Genomic DNA, 18,859 nt, shown 5'->3' on the forward strand with positions numbered 1-18,859 from the left:
GACGTTCGCGGCTGATCGAGACGACCGCTCGGATGCGGTCACCCCAACGGCGATGCCGCCGCTCTCGTTCATCCGAGGTTTCAGTCCCATGTTGAGCCGTTCCTTCCTCAAGTCGGGCCACACGCCCACCCTGTTCGCCGCCTTCCTCTATTTCGACTTCAGCTTCATGGTCTGGGTCCTGCTGGGCCCGCTGGGCGTGGCCATCGCCAAGGACTTCAATCTCGATCCCGCCCAGAAGGGCCTGATGGTGGCGATTCCGGTGCTGGCGGGCGCGCTGCTGCGGCTGGTGGCGGGCGTCATGGTCGACCGCATCGGCCCCAAGCGCACCGGCCTGATCGGCCAGAGCATCGTGATCACCGGCCTGGGCGCCGCCTGGCTGCTGGGGGTGCACAACTATCAGCAGGTGCTGGTTCTGGGCGTCCTGCTGGGCGTCGCCGGCGCCTCCTTCGCCGTGGCCCTGCCGCTGGCCAGCCGGTGGTATCCTCAGGAGCACCAGGGCCTGGCGCTCGGCATCGCCGGCGCCGGCAACTCGGGCACCGCCCTGGCGGCCCTGTTCGCGCCGATGCTGGCCAAGACCTTCGGCTGGAACAACGTCATCGGCCTGGCGATCATACCGCTGGCTGTCGCCTTCGTGGTCTATCTGCTGATGGCCAAGGACGCGCCCGAGCAGCCCGAACCCAAGAAGTTCTCGGAGTATCTCGACGTCCTGAAGGTGGCCGACGCCTGGTGGCTGATGCTGCTCTACAGCGTCACCTTCGGCGGCTTCGTGGGCCTGTCCTCCTCGCTCACCATCTACTTCAACTCCGAATACGGCATCGATCCGGTGAAGGCCGGCTTCTTCACCGCGGCCTGCGTCTTCGCGGGCTCCTTCATCCGGCCGGTGGGCGGGGCGTTGGCCGACCGATTCGGCGGGGTTCGGACCCTGATCGTGGTGCTGGGCTTCGCGGCCCTTGGCCTGGCGACCGCCAGCTTCCAGATGCCCAATGTCTGGTTGGCCTTCGCGGTCCTGATGCTCTGCATGTCGGCTCTGGGCGCCGGCAACGGGGCGGTGTTCCAGCTGGCGCCCCAGCGGTTCCGCAAGGAGATCGGGGTGATGACCGGCCTGATCGGCATGACCGGTGGGATCGGCGGCTTCTATCTGGCCTCCACCCTTGGCCTCGCCAAGAAGATGGCCGGGACCTACCAGTTCGGCTTCCTCGGCTTCGCGGCCCTGGCGGTCTTCGCGCTGGTGGCGCTGGCTGGCCTGAAGCACCACTGGCGCGCGGTCTGGCCGACCCTGGCGCCTGCCGACTCCACCCCGGTCCGGGTCTGAGGGTGATGATCATGCAAGCCAAGCAGAAGCTCGTCGTCATCGGCAACGGTATGGCGGGGTGCCGGGTGGTGGAGGACATCCTCAAGCGCGATGCTGATCGCTACGAGATCACCATCTTCGGCGCGGAGCCGCGGGTGAACTACAACCGCATCATGCTCTCGCCGGTGCTGGCGGGGGAGAAGGCCTTCGACGACATCGTCATCAACGACGAGGCCTGGTACCGCGACAACGCCATCATCCTGCACGAGGGCCGCGCGGTCACCGGGATCGACCGGGCGACCAAGACGGTATCGGCCGAGGGAGGGTTGAGCGTTCCCTATGACCGGCTGATCCTGGCCAGCGGCTCGGACCCCGTCCGCCTGCCGCTGCCCGGCGCCGATCTCGCGGGCGTGGTCACCTTCCGCGACCTGGACGACGTGGAGCAGATGGTCGCCGCCGCCGACGCCGGTGGCGCGGCCGTGGTGATCGGCGGCGGCCTGCTGGGGCTGGAGGCCGCCTATGGCCTGGCCAAGCGCGGCATGAAGGCCACCGTGGTCCACCTGATGGACGTGCTGATGGAGCGCCAGCTCGACAGCGCCGCGGGCTTCCTGCTCGCCGAGGCCCTGGCCCAGCGTGGGGTGGAGACGGTGCTCTCGGCCCAGTCCGAAGCCATCCTCGGCGAAGACGGCAAGGTGAGCGGCCTGAAGCTGGCCGATGGCCAAGTGCTGCCCTGCAGCGTCCTGGTGATGGCCGTGGGCATCCGACCCAATACGGCGCTCGCCAAGGCCGCCGGTATCGGCGTGGCGCGCGGCGTGGTGGTCGACGACCAGATGCGCACCGACGACCCCGACATCTACGCGGTGGGCGAATGCGCCGAGCACCGGGGGGTGGCCTACGGCCTCGTGGCCCCCATCTGGGACATGTGCAAGACCCTGGCGGCGGCGCTCACCGGCGATGAGGGCAGCGCCTACGGCGGCTCCATGCTCTCGACCCGGCTGAAGGTGTCGGGCGTGGACGTGTTCTCGGCCGGCGCCTTCGCGGGCGGCGAGACCTGCGAGGACATCGTGTTCCGCGACGCGGGCCGTGGCGTCTACAAGCGTGTCGTTCTCGAAAACGGCAAGGTGGCCGGGGCGGTGCTGTTCGGCGACGCCACTGACGGCGGCTGGTACTTCGATTTGATGCGCCAGGGCGCCGATGTCAGCGGCATCCGCGAGACCCTGATCTTCGGCCAGGCCATCACGGAGGGTCTGTCGGGCCTGGACCCTAGTGCGGCCGTTGCGGCCATGTCCGACGACCAGGAGGTCTGCGGCTGCAACGGCGTGTGCAAGGGGCAGATCACCGGTGCCATCACCGCCCAGGGGCTCACCACCCTGGACGCCGTGCGCGGGGTCACCAAGGCCTCGGCCTCGTGCGGCTCGTGCACGCCGCTGGTGGAAAAGCTGCTGAAGCTGACCCTGGGGGATGGCTTCCAGGTCCAGACCGGCCCAGCCCCCATGTGCAAGTGCACCGGGCACACCCATGACGTGGTCCGGCGCGCCATCGTCGATGGCCGGCTGAAGTCCATGCCCGCCATCCACCAGGCCCTGGAATGGACGACCCCGGACGGCTGCGCCTCCTGCCGGCCCGCGCTCAACTACTACCTGATCTGCGCCTGGCCGGGAGACTACCAGGACGACAAGCAGTCGCGCTTCATCAACGAGCGCGTCCACGCCAACATCCAGAAGGACGGGACCTATTCCGTTGTGCCGCGCATGTGGGGCGGGATGACCACGCCCGACGAACTGCGCGCCATCGCCGATGTGGCCGACAAGTTCGCCATCCCGGCGGTCAAGGTCACGGGCGGTCAGCGGATCGACCTGCTGGGGGTCAAGAAGGACGACCTGCCGGCGGTGTGGGCCGACCTCAATGCGGCGGGCATGGTCTCGGGGCACGCCTACGCCAAGGGGCTGCGCACGGTGAAGACCTGCGTCGGCTCCGACTGGTGCAGGTTCGGGACCCAGGACTCCACCGGTCTCGGCATGCGGCTGGAGAAGTTCATGTGGGGGTCCTGGACCCCGGCCAAGGTCAAGCTGGCGGTGTCGGGCTGTCCTCGCAACTGCGCCGAGGCCACCTGCAAGGACGTCGGCGTGATCTGCGTCGACAGCGGCTACGAGATCCATGTGGGCGGCGCGGCGGGCCTGCATATCCGCGGCACCGAGATCCTCACCAAGGTCGCCACCGAGGAGGAGGCGATGTGGACCATCTGCGCCGTGGTGCAGCTCTACCGCGAGGAAGGCTGGTACCTGGAGCGGATCTACAAGTGGATGGACCGGGTCGGCCTCGACAGCATCAAGGCGGCGATCGCCGACCTCGACAACCGCCGGGCGCTCTACGACCGCTTCTCCTATTCGCAGCGTTTCTCCCGCGTCGATCCCTGGGCGGAGCGGGTCGCTGGCCGCCACACCGAAGAGTTCAACCCGCTTAGCCGCCGCCTGGAGTTCGAACCCGCATGAACGCGCTCGTGAAGGAACCCTCCGTCCTCTGGACCGACGTGGGCGCGGTGACCGACATTCCGCGCCGCGGCGCCCGTCGGGTCCCCAGCCCTCGGGGTGACATCGCCATCTTCCGCACCGGCGACGGCGCGGTCTTCGCCCTGATGGACAGGTGCCCGCACAAGGGCGGCCCCCTCAGCGAGGGGATCGTGCACGGCCAGTCGGTGACCTGCCCGCTGCACGGCCGGATCATCGACCTGGCCACCGGCGAAGGGACCGGCGCCGACAAGGGCCACGGCTGCGCGCCGGTGGTGCCGCTGGAGGTGGTGGACGGCCGCCTGATGCTGGGTCTGGTCGGAGGCTAGCGGTGGCCGACGGTTCCCTCGTCCCCGCCGTCAAGACCACCTGCCCCTATTGCGGTGTGGGCTGCGGCGTCTCGGGCGTGGTGGCCCAGGCGCGCAGCCTGGCGGTGAGCGGCGACGTCGCCCACCCGGCCAATGAAGGCAGGCTCTGTTCGAAGGGTTCGACGCTGGGGGCCACTGTGGGTCTGGAGGGCCGCCTGCTCAGCCCCATGATCGGCGAGCGCGAGGTGGGTTGGAGCGAGGCCGCCGGCCTGGTGGCCCGCAGGTTCAGCCAGACCATCGCTCGCTATGGCCCGGACTCGGTGGCCTTCTACGTCTCGGGCCAGCTGCTGACCGAGGACTACTACGTCGCCAACAAGCTGATGAAGGGCTTCATCGGCTCGGGGAATATCGACACCAATTCGCGGCTTTGCATGGCCTCTGCGGTGGCGGCCCACAAGCAGGCCTTCGGCGCCGACCTGGCGCCCGGCTGCTACGAGGATCTCGACCTGGCAGACCTGGTGGTGTTCAGCGGCCACAACGCGGCCTGGACCCATCCGGTGCTGTTCCGGCGCATGGAGGCCCAACGCGCCCGGGGCCAGAAGCACGTGGCCATCGACCCGCGCCGCACCGACACCGCCGAGGTGGCCGACCTGCACTTGGCCCTCGCGCCGCAGATGGACGTGCGCCTGTGGAACGGCCTGCTGGCTGACCTCATCGGTCGCGGAGCCATCGACCGCAGCTTCATCGCTGAACACGTCAACGGCTTCGCCAGCGTGGAAGCCGAACTCGCCCAGGCCGACCAGTCGCCTGCCGCCGTGGCCGCCGACTGCGGGCTCGACCTGGCCGACCTTCAGACCTTCTTCCAGATGTTCGCCGACACGCCCAAGACGGTCAGCCTGTTCTCCATGGGCGCCAACCAGTCGGCCCAGGGCGTGGCCAAGGGGCTGGCGATCCTCAATGCGCACCTGGCGACCGGGCGGATCGGCAAGCCCGGCGCCTGCCCCTTCTCCATCACCGGCCAGCCCAACGCCATGGGCGGTCGCGAGACCGGCGGCATGGCCAACACCCTGGCCGGCCACATGGACTTCGCCCCGGACGACGTGGCCCGCGTGGCCCGCTTCTGGGGCGCGCCGAAGACCTCCCCCAAGCCCGGCCTCAAGGCGGTCGACATGTTCGAGGCCGTCCATGACGGGCGCATCAAGGCCATCTGGGTGATGGCCACCAATCCGGCCGTCAGCATGCCTGACGCGGGACGGGTGCGCGAGGCGCTGGCCAAGTGCCCCTTCGTCGTCGTCTCCGACTGCATGGCCGACACCGACACCATGGCCTTCGCTCACGTGAAGCTGCCGGCCCTGGCCTGGGGCGAGAAGGACGGCACGGTCACCAATTCCGAACGCCGAATCTCGCGCCAGCGGGCCCTGTTTCCCGCTCCCGGCCAGGCCAAGGCCGACTGGCGGATCATCGCCGAGGTGGCCGACGCCATGGGCTTTGGCGACGCCTTTTCCTGGGCGAGACCGGCCAGCGTCTTCCGCGAATGGACCCGGCTGACCGCCTTCGAGAACCTTTCCCGCACCCTGAACCTCTCGGGTCTCGTGGGCCTGTCCCAGGCGGACTATGACGAGTTGGCCCCAGTGCAGTGGCCGGTGGGCGCTGACCGCCTGGGCACGCCGCGGCTGTTCACCGATGGGCGTTTTCAGACGCCCGATGGCCGGGCCAACATGATGCCGGTGGCGTCCAAAGGGCCCGCCACCGCCTGTGATCCGGCCTTCCCCCTGTCGCTCAATACCGGCCGTATCCGTGACCAGTGGCACACCATGACCCGCACCGGCCTCGCCGCCGACCTGTGGCGCCATGCGCCGGAGCCCTTCGTGGAAATCCACCCCGAGGACGCCGCCGCCGTGGGGGTGACCGAGGGTGTCCTGACCCGCGTCCAGACGGTGCGCGGCGAGGCGGTGGCCATCGCCCGGCTGACCGATCGTCAGCGGCGAGGCGGGATCTTCATGCCCATCCACTGGACCAAGGCCTACGCCCCGTCCGGCCGGTCCAACACGCTGATCGCGCCCAGTGTCGACGCCACCTCCGGCCAGCCGGAGTTCAAACACACGCCGGCCTGGGTGCGGGCCTATCGCGAGACCTGGAAGGGCTTTCTGATCGACCGCAGGGGGTTCGCCCAGCCCGAGGGCGCGGACCTGATCTGGCGGCGCATCCCGCAGACCGCCTGCACGCTGCACGAGTTCGCCGGGCGCGGGGACGAGGACGAGCGCGAGGCCCTGCGCCGCTGGATCGGTGAGCCGTTGGGCGAGCTGCTGAGCTATGGCGACCCAGCCACCGGCGCGCGGCGTGAGGCCTGGATCTCCGGCGACCGGCTGGAGCGGGTGCTGTTCGTGGCCACTGGCGGCGCCCTGCCGCCCCGCGAATGGCTGGTCGATCTGTTCGAACAGAACGTTCCCCCCGCCGCGCGCGCCACCCTGCTGTTCGGACGTCCGCCCGGCCCGGTGATCGACCGCGGCCCCACCGTATGCGCCTGCCTGAAGGTGGGAACCCGCACTATCGACGACGCTGTCCGAGGCGGCGCCGCCTCGGTCGAGGCCATCGGCGCGACGACCGGGGCCGGGACCAACTGTGGCTCGTGCCGACCCGAGATCGCCCGACGTATCGCCGCCCTCAACATGCTCAAGGAGACCCAGGATGCCGCATGATCTCGGTCAGGTGCAGCTGGTGGGCGCGGGTCCCGGACCCGCCGACCTGATGACGGTGCGCGCCCTGCGGGCGGTCCAGGGCGCCCAGGCCCTGCTCTATGACGCCCTGGTCGGCGCCGATATCCTCGACCTGGCGCCCGCCAACTGTATCCGCATCCAGACCGGCAAGCGGGCGGGACGGACCAGCATGGCGCAGGACACGATCAACCGCCTGATGCTGCGCCTGACGCGGCGCGGCCTGAAGGTGGTTCGGCTTAAGGGGGGCGACCCCTCGATCTTCGGCCGGGTGGGGGAGGAGAGCGCGTTCCTGAAGTCCCACGGCGTGGCCGTGGAGATCGTGCCCGGCGTCACCACCGCCTGCGCGGCCGCCGCACAGTTCGACTTCCCCCTGACCCATCGCGGCCTGGCGCGCCGCGTGGTGTTCGCCACCGCCACCCTGACGGCGGGCAGGCTGGTGGCCGACTGGGACGGCGCGGGCGATCCGGAGACCACCCTGGCCATCTATATGGGCGGGGCCGCCGCTGAGCAGATCCGCGCCCGGCTGATCGCGGCGGGCCGCGCGTCCACCACGCCGGTGGCGGTGATGGAGAATGTCGGGAGCCCCGATGCGCGGTTCAGCAGCGGGTCGCTTGAGGGCCTGCCGGCCCTGGCCGCGGCCACCGGCGCGGGACCGGTGATGATCGTGGTGGGCGATGTCACCGCCCTGGCGCCCGGCGCCTTCCTGCAGGCGCAGCAAGAAAACGTCCAAGCCCTGCGCGCTTGACCGTCAGGGCAAAGCTGGAACATGCTTTCAGGACCGCACCCAAGCTGCGGGCCTGGAGGTGTCTCATTTCGCACGCTGACCTGGTCGCGCGCGACGCGCCGGCGATCCGCCGATGAGGACCACCCACGGCCGTAGCTTCACCCACGACATCGTCCAGCGCCTGGGCCAGGAGATCGTCTGCGGCGTCTATGGCGCGCAGAACCCGTTCCCCATCGAGGCCGAGCTGTGCAAGCGCCTGGGGGTGAGCCGTAGCGTGCTGCGCGAGGCGGTCAAGATGCTGACCACCAAGGGCCTGCTCAACGCCCGTCCGCGCCAGGGCACCTGGGTGGAGCCGGAGACCAACTGGAACCTGCTGGATCCCGACGTGCTGCGCTGGTTCCTGCAGCGCAAGTTCTCCCCGACCCTGCTGCTGGAGTTCACCCAGGTGCGGCTGGCCATCGAGCCCATGGCCGCCTCCATGGCCGCGCGCCTGGCCAGCGACGAGGCCAAGGCCGCGATCGTCGCGGGGCTGGACCGCATGAAGGCCGCCGAGCGGGGCGAGGATGATCCGCTGGAGTCCGACATCGCCTTCCACGTCGCTATCCTGCGGGCCAGCGGCAACCGCTTCCTGGCCCAGATGCGCGACCTGATCGACGTTGCCCTGCGCACCTCCATCCGCCTGACCAACCGGCGCAAGGGCGTCCGTCTGGCGAGCATCGCCGACCACCAGAAGGTCTCCGACGCCATCCTGGCCGGCGACGCCGAGGGCGCCAGCCGGGCGATGCGCGAGCTGATGCTGGAGGCCCTGGTGCTGATCGAGCAGGACGCCGCGGCGGGGGTGGCCGCGGGCGCCTAGAGCGCGACCTCAGGCCTCAGCGGCCTGGATCAGGACGAACCGGCCTGCATGGCGGCCAACTGCTCGGGCGTGATGCGGGCCATCTGGGTCGGGGTGAAGGCGTCGATCTGGGTGCCGTTCAGGGCCATCAGTTCGCGGGGCGTCAGGGCGCTGATGCTGGTGATCGAGAGGCTAGCCACCTGGGTGACGGTCAGGCCCACCAGCTGCCGGTCCGTGAAGGACGACATCATCGTCGCGTTCAGGCTGTTGAGCTGGGTGGGTGTCAGCGATCCCACCTGGGTCGAGGTCAGGGCCTCGAACTGGGTGGGTTCGAAGCTGTTGAGGTCGGTGGACTCCAGGTTGGCGATCTGCGTCCCGCTGAAGGAGGCCACCTGGGTCTCGGTCAGCGCATCGAACTGGCTCTCACTCAAGGCCCGCAGCTGCATTCGCACCAGGCCGCTGAGCTGGGTGACCGTCATGGCCGCCAGTCCGGCGGCGGTGAGATAGCCGATTTCCGTGGTGGTGAGCGCCCCGATCTGCTCGGTGGTCAGGCCGCCGAGCTGGGTCAGGGTCATCTGGGTGATCTGTTCCTCGGTCAGGCCGGTGATCCCGGCGGCCGACAGGGCCTGGATCTGGGTCGGGGTCAGCGCGGCGAACCCGGTGGAGGTCAGGGCCGCGATCTGGGTGGGCGTCAGGCTGCGCACGTCCGAGGCGTCCAACAGGCCGACCTGGGTGGTCCCCAGCCCCGCCACCTGGGTGGTGGAGAGCGCGCGGACCTGTTCCGGCGTCAGGGCCGCGAACTGGGTCGAGGTCAGGCCGGTGATGTCCTCGGTCGACAGGCCGGAGATGGCGCCGGCCGAAAGGGCGGCGACCTCGGTGGCGGTGAAGGCGGCGATCTGGGTCGCCGACAGGGCCGGGATCTGATCGGCGGTCAGGCCCGACACGCCGCTCGCCGACAGGGCCGCGATATGGGTGGTGGTCATCGCCGCGATCTGGGTGGGAGTCAGGCTGGCGACGTGGGTGGCGGTCAGGCCACTGATCTCGGTGGCCGTCAGGTCGGCGAGCTGGGTCTGGCTCAGGGTCGCGAACTGGGTCGAGGTCAGGGCGCCGATCTGGGTGGCGGTGAAGCTGGTGAGCTGGGTCCTCGTCAGGCCCGCGATCTCGGTCGAGGTCAGGCCGGTGATGCCCGTCGTCGACATGGCGGCCAGCTGGGTGGGGCTGAGGGCGGCGAACTGGGTCGGGGTCAGGGCCGCGATGTGGGTCGGGGTCAAGCCGCCGACCTCAGCCGGCGTCAGGGCCGCCACCTGGGCCGCGGTCAGCGACGCCACCTGAGTGGGGGTGAAGGCTCCCACCTGGGTGGGGGTCAGGCTGCCGAACTGGGTGAGGCTGAGGCCCGCGATCTCGGTGGGGGTGAGGCCGACGATGCTGGTGGTGGAGATGGCGGCGATCTGACCCGGGGTCATCGCAGCCAACTGTTCCTTCGAGAGTCCGGCGATCTGGGTGGCCGTCAGCCCCGAGACCGCTGTGGCGGTCAAGGCGGCGATCTCGGTGGGGGTGAAGGCCGCCATCTGGGTGGCGTTCAGGGCGGCCACCTGGGTGTCGGCCAGCCCGGCGACCCCTGAGACCGACAGGGCCGCGATCTGGGCGGCCGTCATGGCCTGCACATCCTCGGCGGTCAGGGCGGCGACCTGGGTGGCGGCCAGGGCCGAGACCTGGGTGGTGGTGAAGGCTGCGATACTCTCCGGCGCCAGGCCCGAGATGGCTGTGCTGGACAGTCCGGCGATCTGCTTGGCGCTCAGGCCGCGAAGCTGTGTGGCGTCGAACCCGTCGACCTGATCGTCCGACAGGGCGCCCATCTGGGTGGCGCTGAGCGCGGCGACCTGGGTCGTGGTGAGCGCGCCGATATCTGCGGCGCTCAGGCCCGTGACCGCGCTGGCGCTGAGCGCGGCGATCTGCGTCGCCGCCAGCCCGGCGATCTGCCCGTCTGTCATGGCCGCCACCTGGGTCGAGGTCAGGCCGCCGACGCTGGCCGCCTTCAGGGCGTCAATCTGGGTGTCGGTCAGGGCCGCGACCTGCGTCGGGGTCAGGCCGCCCACCGCCGTAGCGCTGAGCGCCGCGATCTGCGAGGGCGTCAGGGCGGCGATCTGCTCGTTGGAGAGGGCGCCGAGGTTGGTGGCGTTGAGGCCCGCCACCTGCCTGGTGGTCAGGTTGTCCAGCTGCGAGGCCGAGAAGCCCTGCAGCTGCTCGGCCGAGAGCGCCGCCAGCTGCGTGGCCGACAGGGCGGCGATCTGGCTGTCCGTCAGGGCTCCGATCTCGGCGGCGGTCAGGCCGGCCATCGCCGTGGTGGTCAGGGCGCCGATCTGGCTGGCTTCCAGGCTGGCAATCTGCGCCTCGCTCATGGCGGCGACCTGGGCGTCAGTGAAGCCGGCGATCCCGGTGGTCTTGAAGGCGTCCAGCTGGGTGGTGGTCAGGGCCTCGACCTGCTCGACGCTCAACCCGCCGATGGCGGCCGAGGTCAGGGAACCGATCTGGCTGGCCGAGAGGGCGGCGAACTGGGAGACGCTGAGGGCGCCCAGGGAGGTGGCGGTGAGGCCCTTGAGCTGGAGGGCGGTGAAGCCCGCGATCTGGGTGGTGGTCAGGGCCTGGATCTGATCGCCGGACAAGGCCTGAATCTGGGCGGCCACCATCGCCCCGATCTGGGTAGGGGCCAGGCCCGCGATGTCCTCGGGGGTGAGGCCGGCGAGGGCCGTCGTGCTGAGGGCCGCCACCTGGGTGGTGTGTAGGGCCGCGATCTGGTCGGTGGTGAGGGCTCCGGCCTGTTCCTCGGTGAAGGCCCTGACCTGGGCGACGCTCAAGGTCTGGATCTGGGTGGTCGATAGCGCCCCGAGCTGCTCCGAAGAGAACGCCGCCAGTGTGGTGGCCGCCAGGCCCTTGATCTGGGTGGCGGTGAGGGCCGCGACGTCGGTGGTGGATAGGGCCGCCATGGCCGTGGCCGAAAGGCCGGTGAGCTGCGCCGCCGTGAGGCCCGCGAGCTGTTCGGCTGTCATGTCGTCGATCTCGTCGCCGGTGAAGCCCTTGATCTGGTTGGCGGTCAGGGCCGCCATCTGGGTGGCCGAGAAGGTGGCGAACTGGCTGGCGGTGAGGGCCGCCAGGGCTTCGCTGGTCAGGCCTCGCATCTGGGTGGCGCCCAGGGCGCCGAGCTGGGTGGTCGACAGGACCGCGACCTGCTCCTCCGACAGCGCCCCCACCTGAGCCGTGGACAGGCCCGCCAGGTGGCTGGTGCTTAGGCCCGCCACCTCGTCGAGGGTCAAGCCGCCGATGACGTTGGCCGACAGGGCCGCCACCTGGGTCTCCGACAGGGCGGCGAACTGGGCGGTGGTGAGGGACGCCGCCTCGGTGGTGGTGAACCCCTTGAGCTGGGCGGTGGTGAGGGCCTGAAGCTGGGTGGTGGACAGCGAGCCGATCTGCTCAGGCGTCAACGAGCCGAGGCTGGTGGCGGTGAGGCCGCGGATCTGGGTGGTGGTCAGCGCCGAGATCTGGTGCTGGGTGAAGGCCGCCACCTGGGTTCCCGACAGGGACGCCAGTTCCGGGGCCGTCAGGGCGGTGAGCTGGGTGTCGGCTAGGCCAGCGATCTGGGTGTCGCCCAGGGCCTGGAGCTGCGAGACCGACAGCCTGGTGATCTGGGTGGTGGTGAGCGCTCCCAGCTGTTCGGTGCGCAGCTGGGCCATATTGGTGGCGGTGAGGCCCGTGAAAGCGCCCGGTGTCATGGCGGCGAGCTGGGTGGAGGCCAGGGCCTCGACCTGGGCGGAGGTGAAGGCGGCGATCTGAGTGGCCGCCATGCCACCCACCTGGGTGGTGCTCAGACCGGCCACCTGGGCGGAGGTCAGGGCCTGGATCTGGCCCGCGCCAAGCGCCGCGATCTGGGTGGTGGAGAAGGCCGCCATCTGGTCGGCGGTCAGGGTGCTCAGGTCGGCGGCCGCGATACCCTTCATCTGCAGAGCGCTCAGCATGGCGAGCTGGGTCACCTGTAGGCCGGCCGCCTGGGTGGGGGAGAGGCTGCCGATCTGGTCAGCGCTCAGGGCTCGCACCTGGGTGGTCGTCAGGGCGCCTATATCTGTCTCGGTCAGGCCGGTGATCGCCGTGACCGAGAGGTTGGCCACCTGGACGCTGCTCAGCGCCGCCAACTGTTCCGAGGTGAGGGCGCCGGCCTCGGTGGCGGTCAGGCCCCGGACCTGGGTGGCGGTGAGCGCCCCGACCTGGCTCACCGACATGGCCTGGACCTGGGCTTCGGACAGGGCGCCGACGGCGGCGGCCGACAGGCCCCTGACCTGGGTGGTGGTCAGGGCCGCGATCTGGGTTTCGCTGAACGCCGCCACCTGGGTGGGGGTGAGCCCCGCCATCCCGCCGGCGGTCAGCGCGGCCAGTTGGGTGTCGGCCAGGGCGGGAATCTGGGTCGCCGTCAGCCCGCGCACCTGCATGGCCGACAGCTTGCCGATCTGGCCCGAGCTGAGGGCGCCCAACTGTTCGGTGCTCAGGCCAGCCATATTGGCCGCCGTGAGGCCGGAGAGGCCCGCGACCGTCAGATCGGGAATCTGGGTGATCGTGAGAGCGCCGATCTGGGTCGGTGTCATCGCCGTCATCTGGGCGGCGGTGAGCCCCTTGATCTGGGTCGTGGTGAGCGAAGCGAGCTGCTCGGGGCTCAGCGCCCGAATCTGGGTGGCGTTGAGAGCTCCCGTCTGCAGGGTGCTCAGGGCGCCAAGCTGGGCGGCGTCCAGGGAGGCGGTGTCGGCCGCGTCGAAGCCTCGCAGCTGGGTCACCGAAAGCGCCGCCATCTGGCCGGCGGACAGGCCATCGATCTGATCGGCGGAGAGCGCGCCCAGGGCCACCGGAGAGAGGCCCTTGATCTGGGTGGTGGCGAGCGCCGCGACCTGATCCTGGGTGAAGGCCGCGGCCTGGCTTGCGGTAAGGGCCGCCATCCCTGCTGTGGTGACGGCGGAGAGCTGGGCGTCGGCCAGGCCTGCCACCTGGCTCGCGGTCAGGCCGCGGACCTGCTGGGTCGACAGACGCCCCATCTGGGTGGGCGTCAGGGCGCCAAGCTGTTCGCTGCTGAAGCTGGCGATATCGGCGCTGGTGAAGCCCAGGAAGCCGCCGGCGGATATGGCCGGGATCTGCTCGGGCGTCAGGGCGCTGACCTGGGTGGCGGTCATCGCCTCCAGTCCGGCCGCGGTCAGGCCCTTGACCTGGGTGGTGCTGAGCGCCGCGACCTGTGTGGTGCTGAGGGCCTTGATCTGGGTCGGGGTGAGGGCGCCCACCTGGCCCGCGCTCAAGGCGGCGAACTGCTGATCGTCGAGGCCCGCGACCTCGGTGGCCGTGAAGCCCCGGATCTGGGTGGCGCTCATCGCCGCGATCTGGGTGGCGGAGAAGGCGTCGACCTGGTCTGCGGTCGCCGCTGAGAGTTCGCGAGCGGTAAGGCCCCGGATCTGGGTCGTGGTGAAGGCCGCGATGTCCTCGGCTTCAAAGCCCTGGAACTGGGTCCCGTTGAACGCCGCCAGCTGGGCGGCGCTGAAGACGATCTGACTGGTGGACAGCGCCCGGATCTGGGTGGCCGCCAGCGCGGTCACCTGCTTGGTGGACAGGGCCTGAAGCTGTTCGCCCGACAGGGCCTCCATACCCGTCGCCGTCAGGGCGCCGATCTGGCTGAAGCTCAGCGCCGCCATGTCGGCGCGGGTCAGGGCCTCCAGTTCCTGCCGCGACAGGCCGGCGATCTGGGCCGGGGTGTAGGAGGAGACAATGGAGGTCATGCTGCGGGTCCCAACCCGGCGGACAAGACGCGGCGAGGGGCGCCATGGCGCGCCGTGCGGTCCTTCTGTCTGCCGTGTCCCTGCATGCGAGCCCTTACGCGGGCGTCGCGACCGCGCCCGTTAACCGTGGTTGCAAGGGCTGTGCCTGTCCGACCGCCATGAGAGAAATCGTTCAAAAACAATCGAGTACGTGGAAGGTCGCAGCCTTGGCCGTGGCAGGATTTGCCGACCTCCGCAGTTTTTTCCCAACGACAGGTTGCGGCCTGAAGTCCGGTTCAATCCCCGGCGGTTGCTGATTGCCGTTGCGTCATCGCGCAGGGTTCCGGAAGATGACGCCGAACCGGCTGCTCAATGCCGGGCGGGGAGAATGGATATGAGCCAGGCTTCGGTTGGCGATCTGGAATCGCGCCTGAACGCGGCGATCGAGGTCGGGATGGCGCCCGCCGTCTGGGCGCAGGTGCAGCCCGACAAGGTGGCGGTCCATGAGCTGAACGGCCGCACGCGGACCTTCGCTGACCTCAACGCCAACGCCAACCGGATCGCCCGCCTGCTGCGGGAGCAGGGGCTGGGTCCCGGGGACTCCATCGCCCTGTTGTGCTCCAACCGGGTGGAGTTCGCCGACGTGTTGTTCGCCGCCCTGCGGGTGGGGGTGCGCATGAGCCCGGTGAACTGGCACCTGACCGCCGACGAGATCGCCTACATCATCGAAAACTGCGAGGCCAAGGCCCTGTTCGCCGACGCTGATGTGGCCACCGCGGTGGCGGCGGCCGGCCAGTGCCCGAACCTGGGGCTGAAGGTGGCCATCGGTGGGGACCTGCCGGGCTTCGTCAGGTACGAGGCGGCCCTGGCCCGTTTCTCCCCCGTCGACATCGACGATCCTGTGCGCGGCTACACCATGCTCTACTCGTCAGGCACCACCGGGCGGCCCAAGGGGGTGCACAAGCCGCAGGCGGTCGTGCCGGGCCATGACAAGACCTATGACCGCGAGACCGACATCCACCTCTGCACCGGCCCGGCCTATCACGCCGCGCCTCTGGCTGGAGACGTGCGCCGCGCCCTGACGAACGGGGTGCCCACCGTGCTGATGGACAAGTGGGAGTCCGAACTGGTCCTGAAGACCATCGAGGACTTCAAGATCACGCGGGGCCACTTCGTGCCGATCATGTTCCAGCGCCTGCTGGCCCTGCCGAAGGAGGTAAGGGGGCGCTACGACCTCAGCTCCCTGCGCAAGATCACCCATGGCGCGGCGCCGTGTCCGCCGGAGGTGAAACACGCCATCATCGCCTGGTGGGGGCCGGTGCTGAACGAATACTACGCCGGTTCCGAGGGTGGCGTCGGCTTTGTGGTGAGTTCCGAGGAATGGCTGAGGAAGCCGGGCACGGTGGGCAAACGGCCCGCGCCGCACGCCGCGCGCATCCTGGACGAGGCCGGCGAGGAATGTCCTGTCGGTGTCGCCGGCGCCATCTATATGCGCCTCGATATCCAGGGGGGATTCGACTACTTCAAGGACGACGCCAAGACCGAGGCCAACCGCCGCGACGGCTATTTCACAATGGGTGACATCGGCTATTTCGACGAGGACGACTACCTGTTCCTCACCGGCCGCAACGCCGAGACCATCATCGCCGGCGGGGTCAATATCTACCCGCAGGAGGTGGACAACGAGCTGATCAAGCACCCGGCCGTCGAGGACACCTGCACGGTGGGCGTGCCCCACGACGAACGCGGCGAGGAGGTTCGCGCGGTGATCCAGCTCAAGGCCGGCTATGAGCCCAGCGAGGCCCTGAAGCAGGAGATCCTGGCCTTCGCCCACGCCAATCTGGCCAAGTTCAAGATCCCCCGCCAGATCGACTTCGCCACCAGCCTGCCGCGTTCCGAGGCCGGCAAGATCCAGCGCAACAAGGTTCGCGCCCCCTACTGGGAGGGCCGCGCCCGGGCGATCTAGGCGTCAGTTCCGCTTGCGCAGCGGGCGCACGAAGCCTGCGTCCTGCTCATCGAAACCCGTGGCCTGGCAAAAGGCGCGCAGGCCTGCCCGGCCCTCGGGAACCGATATGTGCAGCTCGCCACAGCCGGCGCTTCGGGCCGCCTGGGAGGCGGCCTTCAACAACAGCCGTCCGATCCCGCGGCGACGCGCGTCGGGTCCGACCACAAAGGTGCTGACGAAGGCGCAGGGGAGATCGGCCAGCAGGGTCTGGCGGGCGTGGAAGACGATGAGCCCGCTGGGCGGCCCCCACTCGATGGCCAGCAGGATCGTGGCGCGCTCAGCCTTCAGCCGCTCCAGCCGCGCGGCCAAGGCGGCGGCGGCGGCCAACAGCCCCGCCGCCTGCAGCAGTTCTGTGATCCCCGGCGCGTCGACGCTGTCGGCGGCGCGGATCTCGAGGCCATAGCGACTTGCCAAGCGGCTTCACCCCGAATGGAGACGACAGCGGTGGGCGGCCAATCCGCACCCGCGGCGGGGTTCTACCCTCTTGATCTCAGGTCCGCAGCCGCCGCCAGGGCAGATAATCCGGCCCCGCCCATGATCGATTAATCCTCACACGCTAAACGGGTCACGAGGATTCCGGCAGGATTGGCGACCATATGACGGTCAAGAGCGGCTTCGAAGCCCCGGCGCGCCGGTGGTCGATCTCGAACGCCGTCGCTATTCCGGCGTCCGTCGCCCTGTTGACGGTGGGGCTTTCGGGGGGCGTCTCAGGGACCCTGCACCCCGCCGCAGCGACCGCCCTGCTTGCCGGAGGCGCGATCCTCCTCGCCCGGGTCGTCAGCCAGGTCGTGCTGGCCGAGCGGCTGGCGGCGCGGCTGTTCGAGGGTGGCTCCACACGCAGCCTGCCTCACCTGCTCAGGGAGCTGGGACACCGCTTCGACGCGCTCAAGCATCGCGCCGCCAACATCCATCCCACCACCGGCATGCCGACCCGCGAGCTCCTGGCGGAGGAAATCCACGCCGACATCGCGCACGACTGCGGCCCGAGGCTGCTGGGCGCGATCCGGTTCGCCGACTTCGACCGCCTCGCGGCCTTCGACCTGGCCGCCGCCAACTCGGCCCTGAAGCGCTTCGCCCTGCGGCTCACCGCGGCCACCAGCGCCGCCCACGTCATCGCCCAGATCGACCGCGACTGCTTCGCCGTCTGGTTCCGCGGCCCCCCCGACCTGGAGGCCTCGTCGAGGGAATTCCGCGCGATCGTCTATGTCGCCGGCCAGGAACTGGCGGATGGCGCGACCCTGCTCACCCCCACCGTGGAGGCCGGGGCGGTCAGTTTCCCCCGCGACGGGAACGACGCGGGCCAGCTTCTGCTGCGGGTCACCGCCGGCCTGGCGCGGCCCGAGACCTCCCGGACCGGCGACCTCACCCTGCCCGAGCCGCCTTCGGCCGAGATCGCGCGGGAGGCCTTCACCCTGGAGCAGGGCCTGACCCGGGCGATCGCCGACGATCAGCTCACCATGGTCTTCCAGCCCGTGGTGGACCTGGCGGCGGCTCGGATTATCGGGGCCGAGGCGCTGCTGCGCTGGGACCACCCCACCCTGGGTCCGATCTCGCCGGCGCGCTTCATCCCCATCGTCGAGCGGATGGGCCTCAGCGACAGCTATGGCCTCTGGGTCCTGAACGCCGCGTGCCGCGAGGCCCGGCTGTGGCAGGATGAGGGGCTGGCCGATCTCAAGGTGGCGGTGAACCTGTCGGCCCGTCAGCTGCTGGATCCTGGCTTGGTGGGGAAGGTGGAGCGCACCCTCAAGCGCCATGGCCTCAGCCCGCGGGCCTTGGAGCTGGAGCTTACCGAGACGGCCACCATGGCCGACGCCACCGGCACCCTGCGCCTGTTCGGCGACCTGCGAGCCATGGGGGTCAGCCTGGCCATCGACGACTTCGGCAGCGGCTACTCCAGCCTGAGCTACCTCAAGAACCTGCCCTTCGACAAACTGAAGATCGACCGGGAGTTCGTCACCCAGATAGAGAGCCGGCGCGACAGCCGCGCCATCTGTAAGGCCCTGATCGAGCTCGGCCGGGGTCTCGACCTGCTGATCCTGGCCGAGGGCGTCGAGACCGCCGAGGAGGTCCAGACCCTGCATGACCTCGGATGCAACGTTTTCCAAGGTTATCACTTTTCCAAGCCTCTGACCGGCGAAGCCTTCCGCCGCCTGGTCCGCGATCCCCCCGCCTGGCGCGTCGCCGCGCCCCGTCCACGCCTGAAAGCCGCCGAAAGCCGCCGCTCCGCATGACCCGCTCCCCGATGCTCCCCCTCGTGCTGCTCGCCGCGGTCCTGGCGCTCAGCGCCTGCGCGAGCGGCCCCACCGCCGCCACGCCCGACTCGGCGACCGACCCGGCGCGCGGCTATGGCGAGATGGCGCCCATCCCCAACCCCGACGGCTCCAGGCCCGCGGCTGCTCCGCGTCCGGCCGCTCCTCGCCCGTCGCCCCAGGCGCCGGTGGCGAAGCCAGCCGCCCCCCGCCCCGCCGCGCCTGCCGCCTCTCCTAAGCCGGGGGCCAATGCGGCCCGCGCCGCTCAGCTCCGCGCCCAGGGGCTGGAGCAGCTCAATCGCGGGGCCATCGACCGGGCCGTGGCCCTGTTGTCCCAGGCCAGCCAGCTGGATCCGGGCAATGCGCTGATCCAGCGTGACCTGGCCCGCGCGGTCCGCATCCGCGGCGCCGTGCGCGCCAAGCCCTGATTCGACCAACCACCC

11 protein-coding genes are annotated in these 18,859 nt (G+C 70.0%); 9 read left to right on the plus strand and 2 right to left on the minus strand.

Translation table 11 applies throughout. From position 1 onward, the window contains the following. Positions 1-88 precede the first annotated feature (88 nt). From OCL97_RS11450 to OCL97_RS11475, 6 genes are all read left to right on the plus strand, one after another. Entirely contained in the window at positions 89-1,312 is a 1,224-nt protein-coding gene (locus OCL97_RS11450) for a nitrate/nitrite transporter (RefSeq protein ID WP_377370173.1), read from the plus strand. 8 nt (positions 1,313-1,320) lie between these two features. Continuing rightward, entirely contained in the window at positions 1,321-3,783 is a 2,463-nt protein-coding gene (gene nirB / locus OCL97_RS11455) for a nitrite reductase large subunit NirB (RefSeq protein WP_377370198.1), read from the plus strand. Beyond that, a complete protein-coding gene (locus OCL97_RS11460; RefSeq protein WP_377370174.1) occupies positions 3,780-4,127 on the plus strand; it encodes a nitrite reductase (NAD(P)H) small subunit in 348 nt (115 codons plus the stop codon). The genes nirB and OCL97_RS11460 overlap by 4 nt, the downstream gene beginning before the upstream one ends. Positions 4,128-4,129: 2 nt before the next feature. Then, a complete protein-coding gene (locus OCL97_RS11465) occupies positions 4,130-6,805 on the plus strand; it encodes a nitrate reductase (protein WP_377370175.1) in 2,676 nt (891 codons plus the stop codon). Then, positions 6,795-7,568 (plus strand): uroporphyrinogen-III C-methyltransferase, encoded by a 774-nt coding sequence (gene cobA / locus OCL97_RS11470; protein WP_305703463.1) that lies wholly within the window; start codon positions 6,795-6,797, stop codon positions 7,566-7,568. Before OCL97_RS11465 ends, cobA begins: the two co-directional genes overlap by 11 nt. Before the next feature lie 112 nt (positions 7,569-7,680). Beyond that, positions 7,681-8,403: a FadR/GntR family transcriptional regulator gene (locus OCL97_RS11475; protein ID WP_377370176.1), complete on the plus strand. Its 723-nt coding sequence runs from the start codon at positions 7,681-7,683 to the stop codon at positions 8,401-8,403. A gap of 29 nt (positions 8,404-8,432) precedes the next feature. Here OCL97_RS11475 and OCL97_RS11480 read toward each other — a convergent pair whose 3' ends face one another. Continuing rightward, the gene (locus OCL97_RS11480; protein ID WP_377370177.1) at positions 8,433-14,183 is read right to left on the minus strand and encodes a beta strand repeat-containing protein; all 5,751 of its coding nucleotides are present in this window, start codon (positions 14,181-14,183) and stop codon (positions 8,433-8,435) included. 373 nt (positions 14,184-14,556) lie between these two features. On the opposite strand from OCL97_RS11480, the gene OCL97_RS11485 reads away from it, so the two are divergent. Then, positions 14,557-16,128 (plus strand): AMP-binding protein, encoded by a 1,572-nt coding sequence (locus OCL97_RS11485; RefSeq protein WP_377370178.1) that lies wholly within the window; start codon positions 14,557-14,559, stop codon positions 16,126-16,128. 3 nt (positions 16,129-16,131) lie between these two features. Here the strand turns inward: OCL97_RS11485 and OCL97_RS11490 are convergent, their stop codons facing one another. After that, on the minus strand, positions 16,132-16,581 hold the full coding sequence (locus OCL97_RS11490; RefSeq protein WP_377370179.1) for a GNAT family N-acetyltransferase: 450 nt from the start codon (positions 16,579-16,581) through the stop codon (positions 16,132-16,134). 182 nt (positions 16,582-16,763) lie between these two features. On the opposite strand from OCL97_RS11490, the gene OCL97_RS11495 reads away from it, so the two are divergent. Together OCL97_RS11495 and OCL97_RS11500 are read left to right on the plus strand one after the other, a co-directional pair. Next, the gene (locus tag OCL97_RS11495; RefSeq protein WP_377370180.1) at positions 16,764-18,398 is read left to right on the plus strand and encodes a putative bifunctional diguanylate cyclase/phosphodiesterase; all 1,635 of its coding nucleotides are present in this window, start codon (positions 16,764-16,766) and stop codon (positions 18,396-18,398) included. Then, on the plus strand, positions 18,395-18,844 hold the full coding sequence (locus OCL97_RS11500) for a hypothetical protein (RefSeq protein WP_377370181.1): 450 nt from the start codon (positions 18,395-18,397) through the stop codon (positions 18,842-18,844). The genes OCL97_RS11495 and OCL97_RS11500 overlap by 4 nt, the downstream gene beginning before the upstream one ends. Positions 18,845-18,859: the final 15 nt, after the last annotated feature.

This window comes from Phenylobacterium ferrooxidans, assembly GCF_042714595.1.
Classification (GTDB): domain Bacteria; phylum Pseudomonadota; class Alphaproteobacteria; order Caulobacterales; family Caulobacteraceae; genus Phenylobacterium; species Phenylobacterium ferrooxidans.

Bases quoted from the DNA above. Each gene is read 5' to 3' on its own strand.
- OCL97_RS11450 (WP_377370173.1), top strand. From the start codon at position 89: ATGTTGAGCCGTTCCTTCCTCAAGTCGGGCCACACGCCCACCCTGTTC.
- OCL97_RS11495 (WP_377370180.1), top strand. From the start codon at position 16,764: ATGACGGTCAAGAGCGGCTTCGAAGCCCCGGCGCGCCGGTGGTCGATC.
- OCL97_RS11480 (WP_377370177.1), bottom strand. From the start codon at position 14,183: ATGACCTCCATTGTCTCCTCCTACACCCCGGCCCAGATCGCCGGCCTG.
- OCL97_RS11460 (WP_377370174.1), top strand. From the start codon at position 3,780: ATGAACGCGCTCGTGAAGGAACCCTCCGTCCTCTGGACCGACGTGGGC.
- cobA (WP_305703463.1), top strand. From the start codon at position 6,795: ATGCCGCATGATCTCGGTCAGGTGCAGCTGGTGGGCGCGGGTCCCGGA.
- OCL97_RS11475 (WP_377370176.1), top strand. From the start codon at position 7,681: ATGAGGACCACCCACGGCCGTAGCTTCACCCACGACATCGTCCAGCGC.
- OCL97_RS11485 (WP_377370178.1), top strand. From the start codon at position 14,557: ATGAGCCAGGCTTCGGTTGGCGATCTGGAATCGCGCCTGAACGCGGCG.
- OCL97_RS11500 (WP_377370181.1), top strand. From the start codon at position 18,395: ATGACCCGCTCCCCGATGCTCCCCCTCGTGCTGCTCGCCGCGGTCCTG.